This window comes from Luteimonas granuli, assembly GCF_007795095.1.
GTDB classification, from domain to species: Bacteria; Pseudomonadota; Gammaproteobacteria; order Xanthomonadales; family Xanthomonadaceae; genus Luteimonas; species Luteimonas granuli.
On record NZ_CP042218.1, the window covers coordinates 1,978,609 to 1,996,964 of the forward strand.

Consider the following 18,356-nt stretch of genomic DNA (forward strand, 5'->3'; position numbering starts at 1 on the left):
CGCCCGGCGTCGCTCCCGGCGTCGCCTGGCCTATCCTTTGCCCATGCGTGCCGTCTCTTTTCGTGTCGCCATGCCGCCGCGACCGGTCCCGTCGCGATGACCCGCGGCGCGGGCCGCGTGCTCGTGTTCGGCGGCAGCGGGCAGATCGGGGAGGCCGTGCTCGCGCGCCTGCTGCGGGCGGGCTGGGACGTGGACGCGGTGTCGCGCACGGCGCAGTCGGCATCGCCGGGACTGCGCTGGCTGCGCGGCGGATTTCAGGAGATGCCGCCGCTGGCCCGCGGTTACGACGCGATCCTGAGCTGCGGGCCGCTGGACCACTTCGCCCGCTGGCAAGCCGGCGGCAGCGTCGCCTCGCCGTGCGTGGTCGCGTTCGGCTCCACCAGCCTGGCGGCCAAGCACGCCTCGGCCGACCCCGCCGAGCGCGATCTGGCCGCGCGCCTCGAGGCCGCCGAGGACGCGCTGTTCGCTTCGTCGGCGACACGGGGCAGCCGGGCGATCGTGCTGCGCCCGACCCTGGTCTATGGAGCCGGACGCGACCGGACCCTGACCCGCATGGCCGCGCTGGCACGGCGGTCCGGCCTGTTCGTGCTGCCGCGCGGCGCGACCGGCCTGCGCCAGCCGGTGCACGTGGACGATCTCGCCGCCACCGCGGTCGCGGCCCTGACCGCGAATGGCGCCGGCGGTCGCGGCTACGACCTCCCCGGCGGGGAGACCCTGGCCTACCGCGACATGGTCGCGCGCGTGCTCGCTGCGCTGCGGCCACCGGCGCGGCTGCTGGAGCTGCCGCCGCCGCTGTTCTCGATGCTCGCGGCGACGCTCCGAGCGACCGGGCGTCTGCAGGGCTTCGGAGCCCAGGCGCAGGCGCGCCTGCGCGAGGACCTGGTGTTCGACGCCGCGCCGGCGGCCACGGCGCTGGGCCATGCGCCGCGCGCGTTCCATCCGGAGGCGGCGATGTTCGCGCCGCGCTGAGTCAGATTTCGCGCGCGGGTGGCAGCGGCCGCGCCCTGGCCTTCGCCCGCAGCGCGATCGTGGCGACGCCGCCGAGAACCAGCGCACCACCGACCCACAGCTGCGTGCCGGGGCTGTCGCCCCAGAACACGATGCCCAGCACGACCGCCAGCAGGGGCGTCAACAGCAGCCAGGGCGTGAGTTCCGCCACCGGATGGCGCTGCAGCAGCAGGAAGTACACGCCATGGCCGAGCAGCGAGGCCACCAGCGCCGAGTAGGACACGCCGATCCACGCCCGGGGAGAGGCCGCAGGCAGCGCGGCCAGGCCCCCGGGCTCGAGCAGCAGGCTGATCGCCAGCAGCGGCAGCACCGCGACCAGCGCGCTCCAGCCCTGCTGGGTGACCATGCCGATTCCGCCCAGTCGGCGCATCAGCACGGTGCCCACCGCGAGGAAGGCGGCCGATACCAGCATCGCCAGCATGGCCGAAGGCCTGTCGACGATCGAGGGGTCGAAGCCGATCACCAGCACGCCGGCGAAGCTCACCGCGATCGCGGTGCCGGTGCGCCAGGCGAAGCGCTCGCCCAGGACCGCCCAGGCCAGAAGCGCCGACATCGGCACGTAGCTCTGCATCACGATCGCCACCGCCGACAGCTCGCCGGCCAGGCGCAGGGCCCAGAAGCTCAGCCCGAAGTGGAACACGTTCATGCACAGCGCTACCGCGAGCAGCCGCGGCCACTGCGCCCGCGGCACCGGCTTCACGAACGGAAGCAGCACCAGGGCCACGATCGCCATGCGCAGCGCCGTGTACAGGAAGGCGGGGATCTCGAGCAGGGCATAGGCCGAGAACAGGAAGTTGCCGGCCCAGGCCAGGCAGATGGCCAGGATCAGGGTGAGGTCGCGCGGGGACATGCGCCATTGTCGCCCGGCCGCCGCCCTGGTGGCCCACGTCGCGCGGCCGCCGGGCCGGCACGCAGCGTCCCACCGCACACCCGGGACACCCCGGGGTCACATCGGCCTGCTACCAGCGCCACCCCATCCGCCGATAGAGCTTCGCCAGCACCCACGAAGGCCCGATGAGCAGGTACACCAGGTCGGTGAAGAAGCTCGGCTTGCGCCCCTCGAGCCTGTGGCCGATGAACTGCGCGATCCAGGCGAAGACGAAGACCGCGATCGCGAGTTTCAGCAGGCCGCCGCGTCCGAGCGCCCCGAACAGCCACCAGGTCAGCGCCGACAGCGCCACGAACACCAGCAGCATGCCGACGCCCAGCCGGCGCGAGCTGCGCTGGTAGAACAGCCAGGCCGCGAACATCGGCAGCGCGGCCCAGATCCCGGGCTGGAACAGCGTGCCCGGCGCCGGGATGCACCACAGCAGCGCGATCACGCTCCACAGGATCGCCGGCACGGCGACCACGTGGATCGCCTGGTTGGTGTCATTGCGGTGGTCGCCCGAATAGCTGGCGAACCAGCGGTCGATCGGACGGCCTGCGTGACCGGTGTCCGCCATGATGGAGCCCTCGACGCGTCGTTCCGGAAGCATAGGGCAATCCACCCGCCGCCGCGCGCGACCGCTCAGGGAAGGCCGAGGCGCGCACGCACCTCCGCGGCCACGCGCGCGGTCTCGCGCAGCGGTCGCGCATCGAAGCCGGCCGCCGTCCCGTCGAGCGGGCGCACCCGGCCGCGGGCCAGCAGCTCCTCGACGAAGGCGCGCGGCCGCCCGCGCACGGCGTCCGGACGATGCACATGCACCGGTGCCGCGGTGGCGCAGGCTTCCGAGAGCATGTTCACCGAGTCGGCGGAACAGACGATGCGGTCGGCCCAGCCGAGCAGGCCCGCATAGGGATTGTCGCCGTCGTCGGCTCCGGTCCAGGTCCGGACAGGCACTGCCCATGGCCGCGCGCGCAGCGCGTCGCGCACCGGCGCCGGCGTGCGTCGCGAGGCCGTGAGCATCAGGCTGCCGCCTTCGCGGAGGGCCATCGCTTCGGCGGCGGCGGCCAGCGCGTCGAAATCGCCGATGTCGAAGGCCGCGTGTGCGCTCGGGCCGCCGACCAGCACCGCGATCCGCGGCGCCGGCAGCGTGGCGAGGTCCGCGAACGCCGCGCGCCCGCGGGCCAGCCAGGCATCGTCGACCGGATGCAGGCTGCCGGCCAGGGTGATGACGTTGTCGCCGCGCAGGCCATCGTGCGCCGGCGCCACCACCAGGTCCCAGTGCCGTGGCGGCAGTCTCGGATCCAGTACCTGCACCACGCGCGCACCGCGCGCGCAGCAGGCGCATGGCCAGCGCGGCCTGGCGCCCGCAGCCCACGGCCAGCCGGGGAGGCGCCGCCAGCGCGTCCGCGAACGCCGCACCGAAGGCGTGGCGATCGCCGGGCAGCCTCCGCGGTGCCAGCCAGCGCCAGGGGGCCCGCGGTTCCAGCACCAGTTCCCGCGGCGCCGGCGCCAGCGCCGCGGCCAGGGCCTGCGCCTGGCGGGCGTTGCCGGCGCGGCCGTCGCTCACGGCGAGGACCTCGGCCGGTGCGCCGGTGGTGATGGCGTGCAGGACCATAGCGTTGCGTCGGAGGGTCGGTGGAATCTCCGACGGGACTCTACACTGCGCGATCCGTCACATGATCCACGAGGTTTCCCGATGCACGACGCGCTGCCCCAGGCCATGCTCGCCCGGCTGTTCCGCGAAGCCCGCACCCACAACGCCATTGGCGGCGACGTCGAAGACGACACGCTGCGCGCGCTCTACGACCTGGTGAAGTTCGGTCCCACCGAAGCCAACAGCTGCCCGGCGCGCTTCGTCTTCGTGCGCTCGCCGGAGGCCAAGGCCAGGCTGGCGCCGGCGCTGAGCGACGGCAACCGCGACAAGACCCTGGCCGCGCCGGTGACGGTGATCGTGGGCCACGACCTGGCGTTCTACGACAAGCTGCCGGTGCTGTTCCCGCACACCGACGCGCGCTCGTGGTTCGCCGGCTCGGACGAGGCCCGGCTGGAGCGCGTCGGCCTGCGCGGCTCGAGCATGCAGGCCGCCTACCTGATCCTGGCCGCGCGCGCGCTGGGCCTGGACTGCGGGCCGATGAGCGGTTTCGACAACGCGATGGTCGACGAGGCCTTCTTCAAGGGCACCGCGATCCGTTCCAACATCCTCGTCAACCTCGGCCATGGCGATCCGGCGCAGCTGTTCCCGCGCTCGCCGCGGCTGCCGTTCGACGAGGCCGCGCGCATCGAATGAGCGCCGCGGGAGACGGACCCGGCGCGCCGCGGCCGCGACCTGCGGCCGCGCGTTTCCATTCGCGCGCCGGCGGCATCGAGGCCGTGGAGGCGTTTTCCCGCGGCGATGCGTTCGACCGGGAATGGATGGGCTGGGGCGCACTGCGCGTCCTGTCGCGCCAGGACTGGGCGCCGGCTGCGGTGTGCGACGAGGGCAGGGTGGCCAACATGGAGCGCCTGCTGCTGGTCCTGGAGGGCGCGCTCGACGCCGACTGCGGCGACCTCGGCCGCGTCCGCGTCGACGCCGGCGGCGCGCTGTGGATCGGCGCCGGCCACGGCCTGGCCGTGCGTCTCGCCAATGCCTCGATCTCCGCGCGGCTGCGCCTGGTCGAGCTCTGGATGCGGCCGGAACACGTCAATGCCGTGCCGGCTGTGGCGGTGCCGGTGCCGGCGGCGGATCCGGGTGATGCCGCTGCGGGCGCCGGGGCCGCCTGGGCAGCGCTTCCCCTGCACCGGCGTGCGCGGGTGGCGCGCGCGCGACTGGCTCCAGGCCAGGCCCTCGACCTGCCCCCGTCCGAGGGCGCGCACTGCTGGCTGGAGGTGCTGGACGGCGAGGTCGCTGCGGACCCGCCCGGCCTTCGCCTGGGCCCCGGCGACGGCATCGCCTGGCGCGCCGGCGACGCGGATGTGCCCGCCACGCTCGCCAACCCCCGCGGTGCCGGCCATGCCGACGTCCTGCTGCTCGCGCTGCCGGCCTGAACCGAGCCACGCGCGCCCGGGCAGGCTAGACTGTCGCGGTCACAGCAAACCGGTCACTTCGCGATGTCCAGCCACCAGCCGCAGCCCGCCAACGCCCAGAAGCAGTACGAAGTGCGCCGCGCCGACCTGCCGCTGAGCTGCCCCTTGCCCTCGATGGCGCTGTGGAACTCGCATCCGCGGGTCTACCTGCCGATCGAGAGCGAAGGCGGGGAGTCCGACTGCCCCTACTGCGGCGCCCACTTCGTCCTGGTCGACTGAGCCCGGCGCCGCGCGCCGCCGGCGCATGCCCCGGCCGCTGACCGTCCTGCAGCTGCTTCCCGCCCTGGAATCGGGCGGCGTCGAACGTTCCACGCTGGAGATCGCCGAGGCTCTCTCCGACGCCGGGCACCGCGCGCTCGTGGCATCGGCGGGCGGCCGCCTGCTGCCGGCGCTGCGCGCCACCGGCGCGGAACACTTCGAACTGGACATCGGCCGCAAGTCGCTGCTCACCCTGCGCCTGGTGCGTCCGCTGCGCCGCTTGATGGCGGAGCAGGGCGTGGACATCGTGCACGCGCGTTCGCGGTTGCCGGCATGGATCGGCTGGCGTGCGTTGCACGGCCTGCCGACGGCGGCGCGGCCCCGCTTCGTGACCACCGTCCACGGCCTCAACACGCCCTCGCGCTACAGCCGGATCATGGCCCGCGGCGAGCGCGTGGTCTGCGTCTCGGACACGGTGCGCGAGCACGTGCTGCGGCATTACCCCCGCACCGATCCCGACCGTCTGCGCGTGATCCCGCGCGGCATCGATCCGGCCGCGTTCCCGCGCGCACCGTGGCCGGATCCTGCGGCACGCGCCGCGGCCGCGGGCGCCGAATCGGCGCTGGGCGGCAACGGCCCGCTTCTGCTGCTGCCGGGTCGCGGCACGCGCCTGAAGGGCCATGCCGACGCGATCGGCCTGCTTGCCGCGCTGCGCGCCGACGGCCTGGATGCGCGGCTGTGGATGCCAGGCGCCCGCGACCCGGCGCGCGCCGCCTATGTCGCCGAGCTGGAAGCGCTGGCGCGCACGCTCGGCGTCGACGCCGCGCTGGCGATCACGCCGCCCACCTCGACCATCGCCGCCGCCTATGCCGCCAGCGACCTGGTGCTGCAGCTCTCGCGCAAGCCGGAAGCCTTCGGCCGCACGGTGATCGAAGCCTTCGCCGTGGGTCGGCCGGTCCTGGGCTGGGACCATGGCGGCGTCGGCGAACTGCTGCGCGAGCTGCAGCCCGAGGGCGCCGTGCCGGTGTTCGACGCTGGCGCACTGCAGGCGCTCGCGGCCGCGCTGCTCGCGCGCGACCTGCGGCTTCGGGCTACGATTCCCGCCGTTCCCGTCCGCTACTCGCTCCGCTCGATGCAGGACGCCACGCTCTCGGTCTATGACGAACTCCGCTGACATCGCGCCGCAGGCGATGCCGCACGCCACCGCCGCCGGCTGGCGCTGGGCGCCGCACTGGGTGCTGGCCTTCGTGGCCCTGTGGCCGGCACCCGGCTATGCCGAGGCCGTCGTCGTGCTGGGTGCGCTGGCGGCCATCGTCAAGCTCGCGGCCAGCCGTTTCCGCGGCGGCGCACAGTTGCTCAGCGGCCCGGCCTGGGCGCTGACCAGCGTGCTGTTCTTCGCCTACTGGCTGCCCGAGCTGCTGTCGGCGGTGGGCGCCGTGGATCCCGGGCGCACCCTGCGCGAGGCCCTGGTCGACCTGCGCTACCTGCCCTTCCTGTGGCTGGTGGCGATCGCCGTTGCCGATGGCCGCGGCCGGCGGCTGACCTTCGGCGGACTGGCGGTGATCATGGGCATCTGGACGCTCGACGCGCTGGTCGAAGTGGTCTTCGATACCAGCCCGCTGTTCTGGGGCATCGACGCCGCGAAGCAGCTGATCAGCGGCCGGCCGATGTGCGACCTCGACGCGCTGGCACGCGCCGACCGCCTCGGTGGCGTGCTCGGGCCATGCAACCTCAAGCTCGGCCTGGTGCTGGCCAGCCTGTCGCCGTTCGTGCTCTATGCCGCGGGACGCCGTTGGCGTACGCCGGGCTGGGTGGTGGCGGCCGCGGCCGTCGGCATCGTGATCATATTCGCGGGCTCGCGCGCCTCCTGGCTGACCTATGCGCTGGTGCTGCTGCTGTCGGGCTGGCGACTGCTCGGGTGGAAGCGGCTGCTGGCCGTGTTCGGCGCCGGCATCGTGGTGATCATCGCCGTCAGCCTGGCCTCGCCGGAAGTGCGCGAGCGCCTGCAGCGCACCACCCAGGCCCTGCAGGCCGACCCGGCCGGCGTCGACGTCGCGCTGTCGGGCCGCACCCGCATCTGGGGCGCGGCGCTGTGCATGGTGCGCGAGCATCCGATCAACGGCGTCGGCGCACGCGGCTTCCGCGAGGCCTTCCCGGACTGCGATCCGGAAGCGGGCGCGGTGGCCGCCTGGGGCGAGGGGCCGGCGCTGCACGCGCATCAGATCGTGCTCGAAGTGCTCAGCGAGACCGGCATCGTCGGCCTGCTGCTGTGGCTGTCCGGCGTCGCGCTGGCGCTGCGGGCCTGGCGCTTCGCCGGGCCCTCGGCGCGCGAGCGGGCGCGGCCGGCAATGCTGGCGCTGGCGGTGACGGTGTTCCCGCTCAACACCCACCTGGCGTTCTATTCGACTTTCTGGGGCGCGCTGACCCTGATGCTGGCCGCGCTCTACGCCGGCAGCCTGCTGGCGCACGCACCTGCGCCGGCCGTGCGCACGGACTGAGTCCGCGGCGTCAGTACGCCGAGCTGCCGTCGGGACGCCGCTTGAAGCGGCGATGGATCCACAGGTACTGCTCGGGCGCCGCGCGCGCCATGGTCTCGATCGCCGCCATGACCTCGGCGGTGTCGGCGGTGGCGTCGGACGTGGGATAGCCCTCGCTGGCTGGGAACAGGCGCAGGGTATAGCCGCCGTCCTCGCGCCGCGCGTGCTGGTAGAACAGCACCGAGGCGCCGGACATGCGCGCCAGCTGGTGGGTCGAGGTCAGGCTGTGCGCCGGTTGGCCGAAGAACGGCACATACACGCTCTCGCCGCGGCTCGGATCCTGGTCGGGCGCATACCAGAGCAGGCCGCCGCGCTTGAGGTGGCGGACGCTGCCGCGCAGGTCCTGTTTGGGGAACATGGCCGCGGCGTAGCGCGCGCGGCCGCGGCGCACCGCCCACTCCATCGCCGGCTGCGCATGCGGGCGGTACATCCCCGCCAGCGGCGCGTGGTCGCACATCAGCCGGCCACAGACCTCCAGCGTGGTGAAGTGGCCGCTGACCACGATCACCCCGCGGCCGCCCGCGCGCGCGGCCTCCATGTGCTCCAGACCTTCCACCACCAGTCCGCGGCGCAGCGGCTCCACCGAGCCCCACCAGGCGCGGGCGAATTCGAACAGTCCGATGCCGATGGCCTCGAAATGGCGCCGCAGCAGTGCTTCGCGCGCGTCGGCGGACAGTTCCGGGAAGCAGAGTTCCAGATTGCGCGCGGCCACGCGCCGGCGCGCCGGCAGCGCGCGTCGCAGCAGGCGGCCGATCGTGCGGCCCAGCGCCCGCTGCACTGGCCAGGGCAGCCGCGCCAGCAGCGCCATCGCGCCGATGCCAAGCCATGCCGGCCAGTGGCGGGGCCCGAGTGGCGGCGTGTCGTCGTGGGGTCCGGCCATGCCGACGATTCTACCGGCGGCACGACCACACGCGCCCCCTCGCACGGCGGCTTCGCTATCCTTGACGCATGGCCGCATCCCGGGACCGCGCCGTCGAACGCCTGCTGCGCGGCCTGTATTCGGCCGTGCTGTACCTGCTCGTGCCGGTGACGGTCTATCACCTGATCTGGCGCGGCTTCCGCCAACCGGAATACCTCGAGCGCTGGGGCGAGCGCTACGCCGCCTACAGCACTCCGCCGCTGGACGACTGCGTCTGGGTGCATGCGGTCTCGGTGGGCGAGGTCAATGCCGCCGCGCCGCTGGTCAACGCCCTCCTCGAAAGCCGTCCGGACCTGCGGCTGCTGGTGACCACCATCACGCCAACCGGCTCGGCGCGCGTGCGTGCGCTGTGGGGCGAGCGCGTGGAGCATGTCTATCTGCCCTACGATCTGTCCGGCGCCGTGCGCCGCTTCCTCGCCCACTTCCGGCCTCGGCTGGCGCTGGTACTGGAAACCGAGCTCTGGCCCAACCTGCTGTTCTGCTGCCGCGACCATGGCGTGCCGGCTTACCTCGTCAACGCGCGCCTGTCCGAACGTTCGCTCCGCGGCTACGCCCTGCTGCGCCCGCTGATCGGCCGGGTGCTGCGCACGCTGGCCCGGGTCGCTGCGCAGTCGGAGGCTGATGGCGCGCGCTTCGTGCGCCTCGGCGCGGAGCCGGGTGCGGTCTCGGTGCTCGGCAACCTCAAGTTCGACGTGAAGGTCGGCGATGCTCCGCGCCGGGTCGCGGCCGCGTTCGCGGCGCACAGCGGCGGGCGCAAGGCCTGGATCGCCGCCAGCACGCATCCGGAAGAAGAAGCCGCGGTGATCGCCATCCACCGGCGCCTGCGCACGCGCTGGCCGGACCTGGTGCTGCTGTGGGCGCCGCGCCATCCCGAGCGCTTCCGGCCGGTGGCGCAGGCCTGCGTCGAAGCCGGCTGGCGGGTGGCCACGCGCGAACTCACGCGCTGGCCCGACCGCGAGGATGGTGTGTTCGTGATCGATACGCTGGGCGAGCTGGCCGACTTCTATGCCTGCGCGCAGGTGGCCTTCGTCGGCGGCAGCCTGCAGCCGGTGGGCGGACACAACCTGCTCGAACCCGCGGCGCTGGGCGTGGCCGTGGTCACGGGCCCGCATCTGCACAACTTCTCCGACATCGCGCGCCAGCTGGACGAGGCCGGCGCGCTGCGCATCGGTGCCGACGCCGAGTCCGTGGGCGCAGCGGTGGCGCGGCTGCTGGCCGACGCGGATGCGCGCGCAGCGATGGCCGCGCAAGGACTGCGCCTGGTGGCGGAGGGCCGCGGCGCACTCGCGCGGACAGTGGAAATGATCGCGCCGGAGCTGCCTCCGGCGTGATCTCCGCGGCGGCGGTCAGCCGCCGGCGCTGGTGTCGGGCGTGGCGGCCTCGACGGTGAGCAGGCGGTTGATCTCCTGCACGTCGGCAATGCCGAGGGTGCCCGCGGCCTGCGCCAGCAGCAGGCGGTTCTGCAGGAAGTTGTAGCGCGCCAGCGCGTATTCGCGTTCGGCGTTGAACAGGTTCTGCTGGTTGATCAGCACGTCGACCACGGTGCGGGTGCCGACCTCCAGGCCGACCTGCGAAGCCTCGTAGGCGCTGCGCGCCGAGACCAGCGCCTGGCGGCGGGCCTCGATCTCGCTGACGCCGGCGACCACGGTCTGGTAGGCGTTGCGGGTGTTGCGGTCGAGCGCGCGGCGGGCCTGCTCGAGCTGCTGCTCGGAGATGTCGCGGCTCGACAGTGCCTGGCGCACGCGGGACTGGGTGGCGCCGCCGGCGAAGATCGGCACGCTCAGGGTGAGGCCGATGCTGTGGCCCTCGCCGGTGGGCGTGCCGCCGGAGCCACCCGTGCCCAGGTCGCCCCAGGCGGCGCCATTGTCGTAGCCCGCCCCGAGGGTCAGCCGCGGCAGATGCCCCGCGCGCGCGGTGGTGACGCCATGCTCGGCGGCGCTCAGGCTGTATTCCGCGGCGCGCAGCGACGGGTTGTTCTCGATCGCGGTGGCCAGCCAGCGGTCCAGGCCGTCACCCACGGGTGCTTCGGGCTGGAAGTCCTCCGGAAGCGCGCGCAGGGTCCGCACCGGGCGGCCGGTGATCTCGGCCAGCGCCTGGTAGGCGTCCTCGAGCGCGTTGCGCGCCAGGATGGTGTTGGCGCGCGCGGCGTCGTACTGGGCGCGGGCCTCGTGCACGTCGGTAATGGGTGCCAGGCCGACCTCGAGGCGCTTGTCGGCGAAGTCGTACTGCTTCTGCAGCGCGGCCTCGGCGGCCTCGGCGGCGGCCAGGGTCTCGATCGCCACCAGCACGTTGAAATACGCGGCCGAGGTGCGGGTGATCAGCTGGTGGTTGGCGGCGTCGAGATCGAAGCCGGCGGCGGTGTCGAGGGCGCGCTGCGCGCGCAGGTTGGAGATCGCGCCGAGGTCGAACACCGTCTGGCTGAGATCGACGCCGACGCTGCGTCGGCGGGCGTCGCCGTCGACGCCTGCAGCATAGCTGCGGTTCAGCGACGCGCTGCCGCTGATCTGCGGCAGCAGCGCGGCACGTGCCTGCACGCGGCCTTCATGGCTGATGTCCCGGTTGGCCTCGGAAATCGCCAGCGCCGGATCGTTGCTGCGCGCCAGTTCGTAGGTCTGCAGCAGGTCTTCCGCCGATGCCGCGGCGGGCACCAGGGCGAGGAGGAGCGCGAGGGCGAGGGGTCGACGGGTCATCGGGGGGTCCTTGTGGTTCCGGCGGGTCAGCCGGCGGGTCAGAGCGCGAACGCCGGAACAGGCGCCGCGCCCGCCAGGTAGGCGAGGTCGGTTTCGAACAACGATTCGATGCGCGGGCCGTTGACGTCGGCGCGGATGAGCACCGCCTCCAGCGCCGGCAGCCGGCCGCGCACGATGAACATGCGGCCGCCGGGGCGCAGCCAGCCGAGGAAACGGTCGGGAACGGTGTCCACGGCGCCGGTCACGCAGATGGCGTCGAACTGGCGGTCCGGTTCCCACGAGAACGCATCGGCGTGCACGACCGAGACGTTGGTCGCGCCCTGGGCCAGCAGGGTCGCGCCCGCGGTCCCGGCGAGATCGGCGTGGCGCTCGACGGTGGTCACCGCCCGCGCCAGCCGGCCCAGGCAGGCGGCCATGAAGCCGCTGCCGGTGCCGATCTCCAGCACGTCCTCGGAGCCGTCCAGCGACAGCGCCTGCAGTGCGCGGCCTTCGACCACCGGCTTCATCATCGACTCGCCGTGGGCCAGCGGCAGCGCGACGTCCGCGTACGCCAGCGCGCGGTGCGCGGCGGGAACGTAGGCTTCGCGCGGCAGCCGCAGGAGTACGTTGAGGACGCGGGTGTCGAGCACCTCCCACGGGCGGATCTGCTGCTCGACCATGGCTTCACGGGCTTTGGCGAAATCGAGGGTCATGGTGGGGGGCCTGGCTGGTCTGGATGACCCGCCATTTTACGGTGTATTGGGGAGGGAAGGCGGAGACAGCATCGCCATGGCGGCGCTCGCCCTTTGAGTGCCGGAAGTCACCGGGACCGCCGGCTGCCGGGTTCCGCGGCTGCGCCGGGGCGGTACGCGCGCAGGAACAGGTCCACCGAGGCCTCGAGGTGGGCTTCGACGTCGAAGCCGCCCACGTCCTCGCATCCCAGCAGCAGGCGCGTATGGAATTCCCCCCTGAGCAGGGCGAAAAACTGGCCCGCGGCGCGCGCGGGATCGCCGACTTCCAGCTCGCCGGCGGCGGTCCGGCGGGCGAGCAGCGCCGCGAAGCCGGCCTGCAGCCGGCCGGCGCCCGCCTCCCAGAACATGGTCGAAAGCCGCGCGTCCAGCTGCTCGGGCGCGCACATCAGGCGGAAGCCCGCGACCGCCTCGGGCGAGAACATCAGTGCATGCAGCGCGCGCGCGATGCCGAGCAGGCGCGGCCGAAGCGTCGTGCCGGGCGCCGGCGTGAACAGCTCCGGCGGCACCTGCTGCTCGCAGTGGTGCGCGATCACCGCGGCGAACAGCGCCCCCTTGTCGCCGAAATGGCTGTACACGGTGAGCTTGGAGACCCCGGCCCGCGCCGCGATCTCGTCCATGCTGACGCCCTGGAAGCCGTGCTCGAGGAACATGGACTGCGCGGCCTCGAGGATGGCCGCGCGCTTGGCGGGATCCTTCGGGCGGCCCGGGGCCGGGCGCGGCGCTGCCTGGCTAGTGTCTGGCGTGGTCATCCGCGAATACTGGACCGTCGAGTTCGGTAACCATAGCATTGCGGCCTCTGGCGCGGATCGATGCAGGGAGCAACCCATGGCAGGCAGGCGCAGGATCCGCTGGACGGCCGGGGCCATGTTCGCGCTCGCCTTGTCCGCCTGTGGCGCGGGACAGCCGGAGCCCGCTCCGGCGCGGCCGGTGATGGTGGCGCGTCCGCAGCCGGCCCCGGGCGTCGCCCGCAGTTTCTCGGGTGAAGTGCGGGCCCGCGAGGAAAGTCCGCTGGCGTTCCGCGTCGGCGGGAAGCTGGTGCGGCGGGAGGTCGACGTCGGCGACCGCGTGGCCCGCGGCACCCTGCTCGCGGTGCTCGACCCTGGCGACCTGGACACCCAGGTCCGTGCCGCCGAAGCGCGGCTTTCCGCGGCCGAGGCCCAGCTCCGGCGCGCGGCCGCCGACCGTGCCCGCTATGCGACCCTGGCCGACGAACAGCTGGTCAGCCGCTCCGCGCTGGACGCCCAGGAGGCCGCCTGGCGCGCCGCGGACGGCGAGATGCGCGCCGCGCGCGCGGCCGCCGAGCTGGCTGCCAACCAGGCCGCGCACACCCGCCTGCTGGCGCCGGCCGACGGCGTGATCGCGAGCCGGCAGGCGGAAGCCGGGCAGGTGGTGGCGGCGGGGCAGGCGGTGTTCACCCTGGCCGCCGACGGTGGCCGCGAAGTCGCGATCGCGCTGCCGGAGTCGGTGGTGGGCGAGTACGCGGTCGGCCAGCCGGTCGAGGTCGAACTGTGGGCCGCACCGGGCGAGCGCCTGCGCGGCCGCTTCCGCGAGATCTCCCCGGCTGCCGACCCGGTGGCGCGCACCTATGCCGCGCGCGTGGCGCTCGACGGTGCCGACGCGTCGCGGGTCGCGCTGGGCCAGAGCGCGAAGGTGCTTGCCGCCGGCGGGGACGCGACCCTGACCGTGCCGCTGGCGGCGGTGCAACGCGGCGACGACGGCGCGCCCATGGTCTGGGTCCACGAGGACGGGCGGGTGCACGCAGCGGCGGTGCGGACGGGGCCGTTCGGCGCAGAGACGGTGCCGGTGACCGCCGGGCTGGAGCCGGAAGACTGGGTGGTGATCGCAGGCGGCCACCTGCTGCGCGAGGGACAGGAGGTCAGCGCGGTCGATCGGAACAACCGCCCCGTGCCCGGCGCCGCAGCGGTGCCGGCGCCGTGACCGCCCTCCGCAGGCACAGGGCGCCTCCGGCGGCGCGCATGGTGCCCGCATGACGCGCTCGCGCTTCAACCTGTCCGAGTGGGCGCTGCGCAACCGCGCCCTGGTGGTCTACGTGATGCTGGTCGCGGCCCTGGTCGGCGCCTGGTCGTACAGACAGCTCGGCCAGTCGGAGGATCCGCCCTTCACCTTCAAGGCCATGGTGGTGCGCACGGTATGGCCGGGCGCCACCGCCGACCAGGTCGCGCGCCAGGTCACGGATCGCGTCGAACGCGCGCTGATGGACACCGGCCGCTACGAGACGATCCGCTCGTACTCGCGCCCGGGCGAGTCGCAGGTGATCTTCATGGCAGCCGATTCGCTGCCTTCGCGCGACGTGCCGGAGCTCTGGTACCAGGTGCGCAAGAAGGTGGGCGACATCCGCGCCACCCTGCCGGCCGAAGTGGTCGGGCCGTTCTTCAACGACGAGTTCGGCGACACCTTCGGCAACATCTATGCGCTCACCGGCGAAGGCTTCGACTACGCGGTGCTCGAGGACTATGCGGAACGCATCCAGCTCGAGCTGCAGCGCCTGCCCGACGTCGGCAAGGTCGAGCTGATCGGACTGCAGGACGAGAAGGTCTTCGTGGAGGCCGGCAACACCCGCCTGGCCACGCTGGGCGTGCCCGTCGAAGCCCTGCAGCAGGCGCTGGCGCAGCAGAATGCCGTCGTGCCGGCGGGCTTCGTGGAAACCGCCAGCGACCGCGTGCAACTGCGCGTGGACGGCGCCTTCCGTTCGATCGACGAGATCCGGGCGCTGCCGGTGCGCGCGGGCGACCGCAGCCTGCGCCTGGGCGACATCGCCGAGGTCCGGCGCGGCTGGGCCGATCCCGCGGCGCCCCGGATGCGCTTCATGGGCGTGGATGCGATCGGCATCGGCGTGGCGCTGCGCAGGGACGGCGACATCCTGGCGCTTGGCGACGCCCTGTCCGCGGAGGCGGCACGGCTGCGCGACACGCTGCCGCTGGGCATGGAGCTGCGCAAGGTGTCCGACCAGCCGGCGGCGGTGCGCGAATCGGTGGGCGAGTTCGTGAAGGTGCTGGCCGAGGCGGTGGTGATCGTGCTCCTGGTCTGCTTCTTCTCGCTGGGCCTGCGCACCGGGCTGGTGGTCGGGGTGTCGATCCCGCTTGTGCTGGCGATGACCTTCGCGCTGATGCACTGGTTTGGAATCGGCCTGCACAAGGTGTCGCTGGGGGCGCTGGTGCTGGCGCTGGGCCTGCTGGTGGATGACGCGATCATCGCCGTGGAGATGATGGCCATCCGCATGGAGCAGGGCGACGACCGCCTGACGGCGGCGGGCTACGCCTGGTCGCACACCGCCTTCCCGATGCTGACGGGAACCCTGGTGACCGCGGCCGGATTCCTCCCGATCGCGACCGCGGCCTCCTCGGTGGGCGAGTACACGCGCTCGCTGTTCCAGGTGGTCACCATCGCGCTCGTCGTGTCCTGGGTGGCCGCGGTGCTGTTCATCCCGCTGCTGGGCGAGAGGATGCTCCCGGACTTCGCCAGTCCGCGGCCACCCCGCCCGGGTTCGCTGGCTGCGCGCCGCCGCGCCTGGCGCCTGCGCCTGGCCGACCGCTGGCCGCAGTACGCCTTCGTGCTGGCACCGGGCGGGGAGGTGGCGGGCGGAGAGGCGGCGGGCGGCCACGACCCGTACCAGCGGCCGTTCTACCGCGGGCTGCGGCGCGTCTTCGAATGGTGCCTCCTGCACCGCTGGCTGGTGATCCTCGTCACCGTCGCACTTCTGGTCCTGTCCGTCGCCGCCTTCCGCTTCGTGCCCAGGCAGTTCTTCCCCGACTCGCAGCGGCTGGAGCTGATGGTCGACCTGGAGCTGGCGGAGGGTGCTTCCCTGCGCGCGACCGAAGACGCGGTGCGGCACATGGAGGCCTTGCTGTCCGCGCGGGATGAAATCGACAACTTCGTCGCCTACGTCGGCAGCGGCTCGCCGCGCTTCTACCTGCCGCTGGACCAGCAGCTGCCGCAGACCAGCTTCGCCCAGTTCGTGGTGCTGGCGCGCGACGTCGAGGGCCGGGAAACCCTGCGCGACTGGCTGGTCGAAGACGCCGCCATCGACTTCCCCGGATTGCAGCTGCGCGTGACCCGGCTCGAAAACGGACCGCCGGTGGGCTACCCGGTGCAGTTCCGCGTCTCGGGCGAGCACGCCGACCGCGCGCGCGAGATCGCGCGCCGGGTCGCCGACGTGGTGCGCGCCAATCCGCATGTCGCCAACGTCAACCTCGACTGGGACGAGCCGAGCAAGGTGGTGCGGCTGGTGATCGACCAGGAGCGCGCGCGGGTGATGGGCGTGGATTCGCAGCGCCTCGCGCGCTTCCTCACGGCCTCGCTGTCCGGGCAGGCCGTGGGCGTCTACCGCGAAGGCAACGAACTGATCGAGGTGGTGATGCGCGGGCCGGCCGACGAGCGCATGGGCCTCGATCGGCTGGGCAGCCTCGCCGTGCACGGCGCCGACGGGAGGCCGGTGCCGCTGTCCCAGGTGGCGCGGCTGGAGTACGCCTTCGAGGACGGGATCATCTGGCATCGCGACCGGCTGCCGACGGTGATCGTGCGCGCCGACGTCCGCAACGGCGTGATGCCGGCATCGGTGGTGGACGCGCTGCTGCCGGAGCTCGAAGGCATCCGCGCGGCGCTTCCGTCGGGCTATCTGCTGGAGACCGGAGGCACCATGGAGGACTCCGCGCGCGGGCAGGACTCGATCCGCGCCGGCATGCCGCTGTTCCTGTTCGTGGTGGCGACGCTGCTGATGCTGCAGCTGCGCAGCTTCTCGCGCAGCGCGATGGTGCTGGCGACGGCGCCGCTGGGGCTGGTGGGGGCGGTGCTGTTCCTGCTGGTGTTCCGCGTGCCCTTCGGCTTCGTGGCGCTGCTGGGCACGATCGCGCTGGCCGGCATGGTGATGCGCAACTCGATCATCCTCGTCGACCAGATCCAGCAGGACATCGACGCCGGCCATGCGCGCTGGGACGCGGTGGTCGACGCCACCGTGCGCCGCTTCCGCCCCATCGTGCTGACCGCGCTGGCGGCGATCCTGGCGATGATCCCGCTGTCGCGCAGCGTGTTCTTCGGGCCGATGGCGGTGGCGATCATGGGCGGGCTGACGGTCGCGACCGTGCTCACCCTGGTGTTCGTGCCCGCTCTGTACGCCGCCTGGTTCCGCGTACGCCGCGACGAACCGGCGCCCGGACCCTCGCCGGATCCCTCGCGCAAAACCTCTCCACTGTAGGAGCGGCTATAGCCGCGACCGACGAAGCAGAAGAGAAACCGTCGTCAAAGGCATCGTGGCTGTAGCCCCTCCTGCAGCGCTGCGGCGGCGGGGGCGAGCAGTTCGGCACGCGGCCCCGCCACGGGCGAGACATGGGCGCGCGCGGCGCAGCCGGCGGCGTTGAAGCCACCCACCATGGCCGGCGCCGCCGCTGCGGCCTCGGCCCGCGACGCGAACCAGGCGAAGCACGCCGGCCCGCCGCCCGAGAGGCTCGCGCCCAGCGCCCCATGCGCCATCGCCGCCTGCTTCACCGCGGCGAATCCGGGGATCAGCGGCGCCCGCCGCGGCTCGACCAGCACGTCGCGCAGGCCCTCGCCGATCAGCGCCGCGTCGGCGCGCGCCAGGCCGGTGAGGAACAGCGCCAGGTGGGTGGAATGCGCGACGACCTGCGACAGGGGGTACGGCGCGGACAGCACCGCCCGTGCCTCGCGCGTCTCCAGCACCTGGTCGGGCTGCACGGCCACGCAGTGCAGCCACTCCGGAACGTCCAGGCGCAGCAGGCGCGTGGGCGTGGCCAGCGCCACGCCGCCGACCAGCATCGGCCCGACGTTGTCGCCCTGGCGGCTGTGGGTCGAGGCCCATTCACCCTCGAGCGCGAACGGGTACAGCGCCTCGCGCGACAGCGGCCGCTCGAGCAGGGCATTCGCAGCGACCAGGGCGGCCACGCAGGATGCCGCCGAGCCGCCGAGGCCGGAACCCAGCGGGATGCCCTTGTCGAGCTCGATCGCGAAGCCGTGGTCGATGCCGAGGGCCTCGCGCAGCGCCAGCAGGGCTCGACCCGCGGTGTTGGATCCGGCATCCAGCGGAATGTCCCCGGCGCCGCGGACGTCGCCGCGCACCGCGTCCACGCGCACCGTCGGCGCATCGATGCGGCGCACCGTCGCCACGTCGCCTGGACCCACCACGGTATGGCCCAGCAGGTCGAAGCCGACGCCGATGTTGCCGATGCCGGCGGGCGAGAATGCGCGGGCGAGGGTGGCCAGTGCCATGCGGAGGTCTGCCGCCTGACGCGCCGGCGGCGCGGAACCCGGATTGTCCCATGCTGCCGCGCGCGATGACGGAGGCCGGGATTGCGCCTAGACTCGGGCACG

16 protein-coding genes and 1 pseudogene are annotated in these 18,356 nt (G+C 73.3%); 9 read left to right on the top strand and 8 right to left on the bottom strand.

The features are described from left to right. The first annotated feature begins 96 nt into the window (after positions 1-96). On the top strand, positions 97-969 hold the full coding sequence (locus FPZ22_RS09105) for an NAD-dependent epimerase/dehydratase family protein (RefSeq protein WP_144892330.1): 873 nt from the start codon (positions 97-99) through the stop codon (positions 967-969). 1 nt (position 970) lies between these two features. On the opposite strand, the gene FPZ22_RS09110 is transcribed toward FPZ22_RS09105, so the two are convergent. The 3 genes and pseudogenes from FPZ22_RS09110 to FPZ22_RS09120 form a co-directional block, all read right to left on the bottom strand. Further along, on the bottom strand, positions 971-1,858 hold the full coding sequence (locus tag FPZ22_RS09110; protein WP_144892332.1) for a DMT family transporter: 888 nt from the start codon (positions 1,856-1,858) through the stop codon (positions 971-973). Between the two features lie 109 nt (positions 1,859-1,967). Beyond that, positions 1,968-2,453, bottom strand: coding sequence for an Mpo1 family 2-hydroxy fatty acid dioxygenase (locus FPZ22_RS09115; RefSeq protein WP_144894088.1), 486 nt, complete (start codon positions 2,451-2,453; stop codon positions 1,968-1,970). A 65-nt stretch (positions 2,454-2,518) separates the two neighbouring features. Next, positions 2,519-3,491: pseudogene (locus tag FPZ22_RS09120) on the bottom strand (mitochondrial fission ELM1 family protein). A gap of 81 nt (positions 3,492-3,572) precedes the next feature. On the opposite strand from FPZ22_RS09120, the gene FPZ22_RS09125 reads away from it, so the two are divergent. The 5 genes from FPZ22_RS09125 (at position 3,573) to FPZ22_RS09145 (ending at position 7,635) form a co-directional block, all read left to right on the top strand. Beyond that, positions 3,573-4,163, top strand: coding sequence for a malonic semialdehyde reductase (locus FPZ22_RS09125; protein ID WP_144892334.1), 591 nt, complete (start codon positions 3,573-3,575; stop codon positions 4,161-4,163). After that, positions 4,160-4,900 carry a pirin family protein gene (locus FPZ22_RS09130; protein WP_144892336.1) on the top strand — a complete coding sequence of 247 codons (741 nt, stop codon included), beginning with the start codon at positions 4,160-4,162 and terminating at the stop codon, positions 4,898-4,900. Before FPZ22_RS09125 ends, FPZ22_RS09130 begins: the two co-directional genes overlap by 4 nt. 63 nt (positions 4,901-4,963) lie before the next feature. Further along, positions 4,964-5,158 (top strand): zinc-finger domain-containing protein, encoded by a 195-nt coding sequence (locus FPZ22_RS09135; RefSeq protein ID WP_144892338.1) that lies wholly within the window; start codon positions 4,964-4,966, stop codon positions 5,156-5,158. 25 nt (positions 5,159-5,183) lie between these two features. Then, positions 5,184-6,311: a glycosyltransferase gene (locus FPZ22_RS09140; RefSeq protein ID WP_144892340.1), complete on the top strand. Its 1,128-nt coding sequence runs from the start codon at positions 5,184-5,186 to the stop codon at positions 6,309-6,311. Beyond that, complete coding sequence (locus FPZ22_RS09145) at positions 6,295-7,635, top strand: O-antigen ligase family protein (RefSeq protein ID WP_144892342.1); 1,341 nt, start codon at positions 6,295-6,297, stop codon at positions 7,633-7,635. Before FPZ22_RS09140 ends, FPZ22_RS09145 begins: the two co-directional genes overlap by 17 nt. 10 nt (positions 7,636-7,645) lie before the next feature. Here FPZ22_RS09145 and lpxL read toward each other — a convergent pair whose 3' ends face one another. Beyond that, a complete protein-coding gene (lpxL, locus tag FPZ22_RS09150; RefSeq protein ID WP_144892344.1) occupies positions 7,646-8,554 on the bottom strand; it encodes an LpxL/LpxP family Kdo(2)-lipid IV(A) lauroyl/palmitoleoyl acyltransferase in 909 nt (302 codons plus the stop codon). Positions 8,555-8,622: 68 nt separating this feature from the next. Between lpxL and waaA the strand changes: the two genes are divergently transcribed. Then, positions 8,623-9,924: a lipid IV(A) 3-deoxy-D-manno-octulosonic acid transferase gene (waaA, locus tag FPZ22_RS09155; RefSeq protein ID WP_144892346.1), complete on the top strand. Its 1,302-nt coding sequence runs from the start codon at positions 8,623-8,625 to the stop codon at positions 9,922-9,924. Between the two features lie 15 nt (positions 9,925-9,939). Here waaA and FPZ22_RS09160 read toward each other — a convergent pair whose 3' ends face one another. The 3 genes from FPZ22_RS09160 to FPZ22_RS09170 form a co-directional block, all read right to left on the bottom strand. Beyond that, positions 9,940-11,283 (bottom strand): TolC family outer membrane protein, encoded by a 1,344-nt coding sequence (locus FPZ22_RS09160; RefSeq protein ID WP_144892348.1) that lies wholly within the window; start codon positions 11,281-11,283, stop codon positions 9,940-9,942. Between the two features lie 38 nt (positions 11,284-11,321). Next, positions 11,322-11,975 carry a protein-L-isoaspartate O-methyltransferase family protein gene (locus tag FPZ22_RS09165; protein WP_144892350.1) on the bottom strand — a complete coding sequence of 218 codons (654 nt, stop codon included), beginning with the start codon at positions 11,973-11,975 and terminating at the stop codon, positions 11,322-11,324. A gap of 107 nt (positions 11,976-12,082) precedes the next feature. Further along, entirely contained in the window at positions 12,083-12,763 is a 681-nt protein-coding gene (locus tag FPZ22_RS09170; protein WP_144892352.1) for a TetR/AcrR family transcriptional regulator, read from the bottom strand. Between the two features lie 76 nt (positions 12,764-12,839). Here FPZ22_RS09170 and FPZ22_RS09175 point away from each other — a divergent pair, with 76 nt between their 5' ends. Continuing rightward, positions 12,840-13,952, top strand: a complete 1,113-nt coding sequence (locus FPZ22_RS09175; RefSeq protein WP_144892354.1) for an efflux RND transporter periplasmic adaptor subunit — start codon at positions 12,840-12,842, stop codon at positions 13,950-13,952. Positions 13,953-14,001: 49 nt separating this feature from the next. Continuing rightward, complete coding sequence (locus FPZ22_RS09180) at positions 14,002-17,226, top strand: efflux RND transporter permease subunit (RefSeq protein ID WP_144892356.1); 3,225 nt, start codon at positions 14,002-14,004, stop codon at positions 17,224-17,226. Positions 17,227-17,270: 44 nt separating this feature from the next. Here FPZ22_RS09180 and FPZ22_RS09185 read toward each other — a convergent pair whose 3' ends face one another. After that, positions 17,271-18,254 carry a homoserine kinase gene (locus tag FPZ22_RS09185; protein WP_144892358.1) on the bottom strand — a complete coding sequence of 328 codons (984 nt, stop codon included), beginning with the start codon at positions 18,252-18,254 and terminating at the stop codon, positions 17,271-17,273. Positions 18,255-18,356 lie beyond the last annotated feature (102 nt).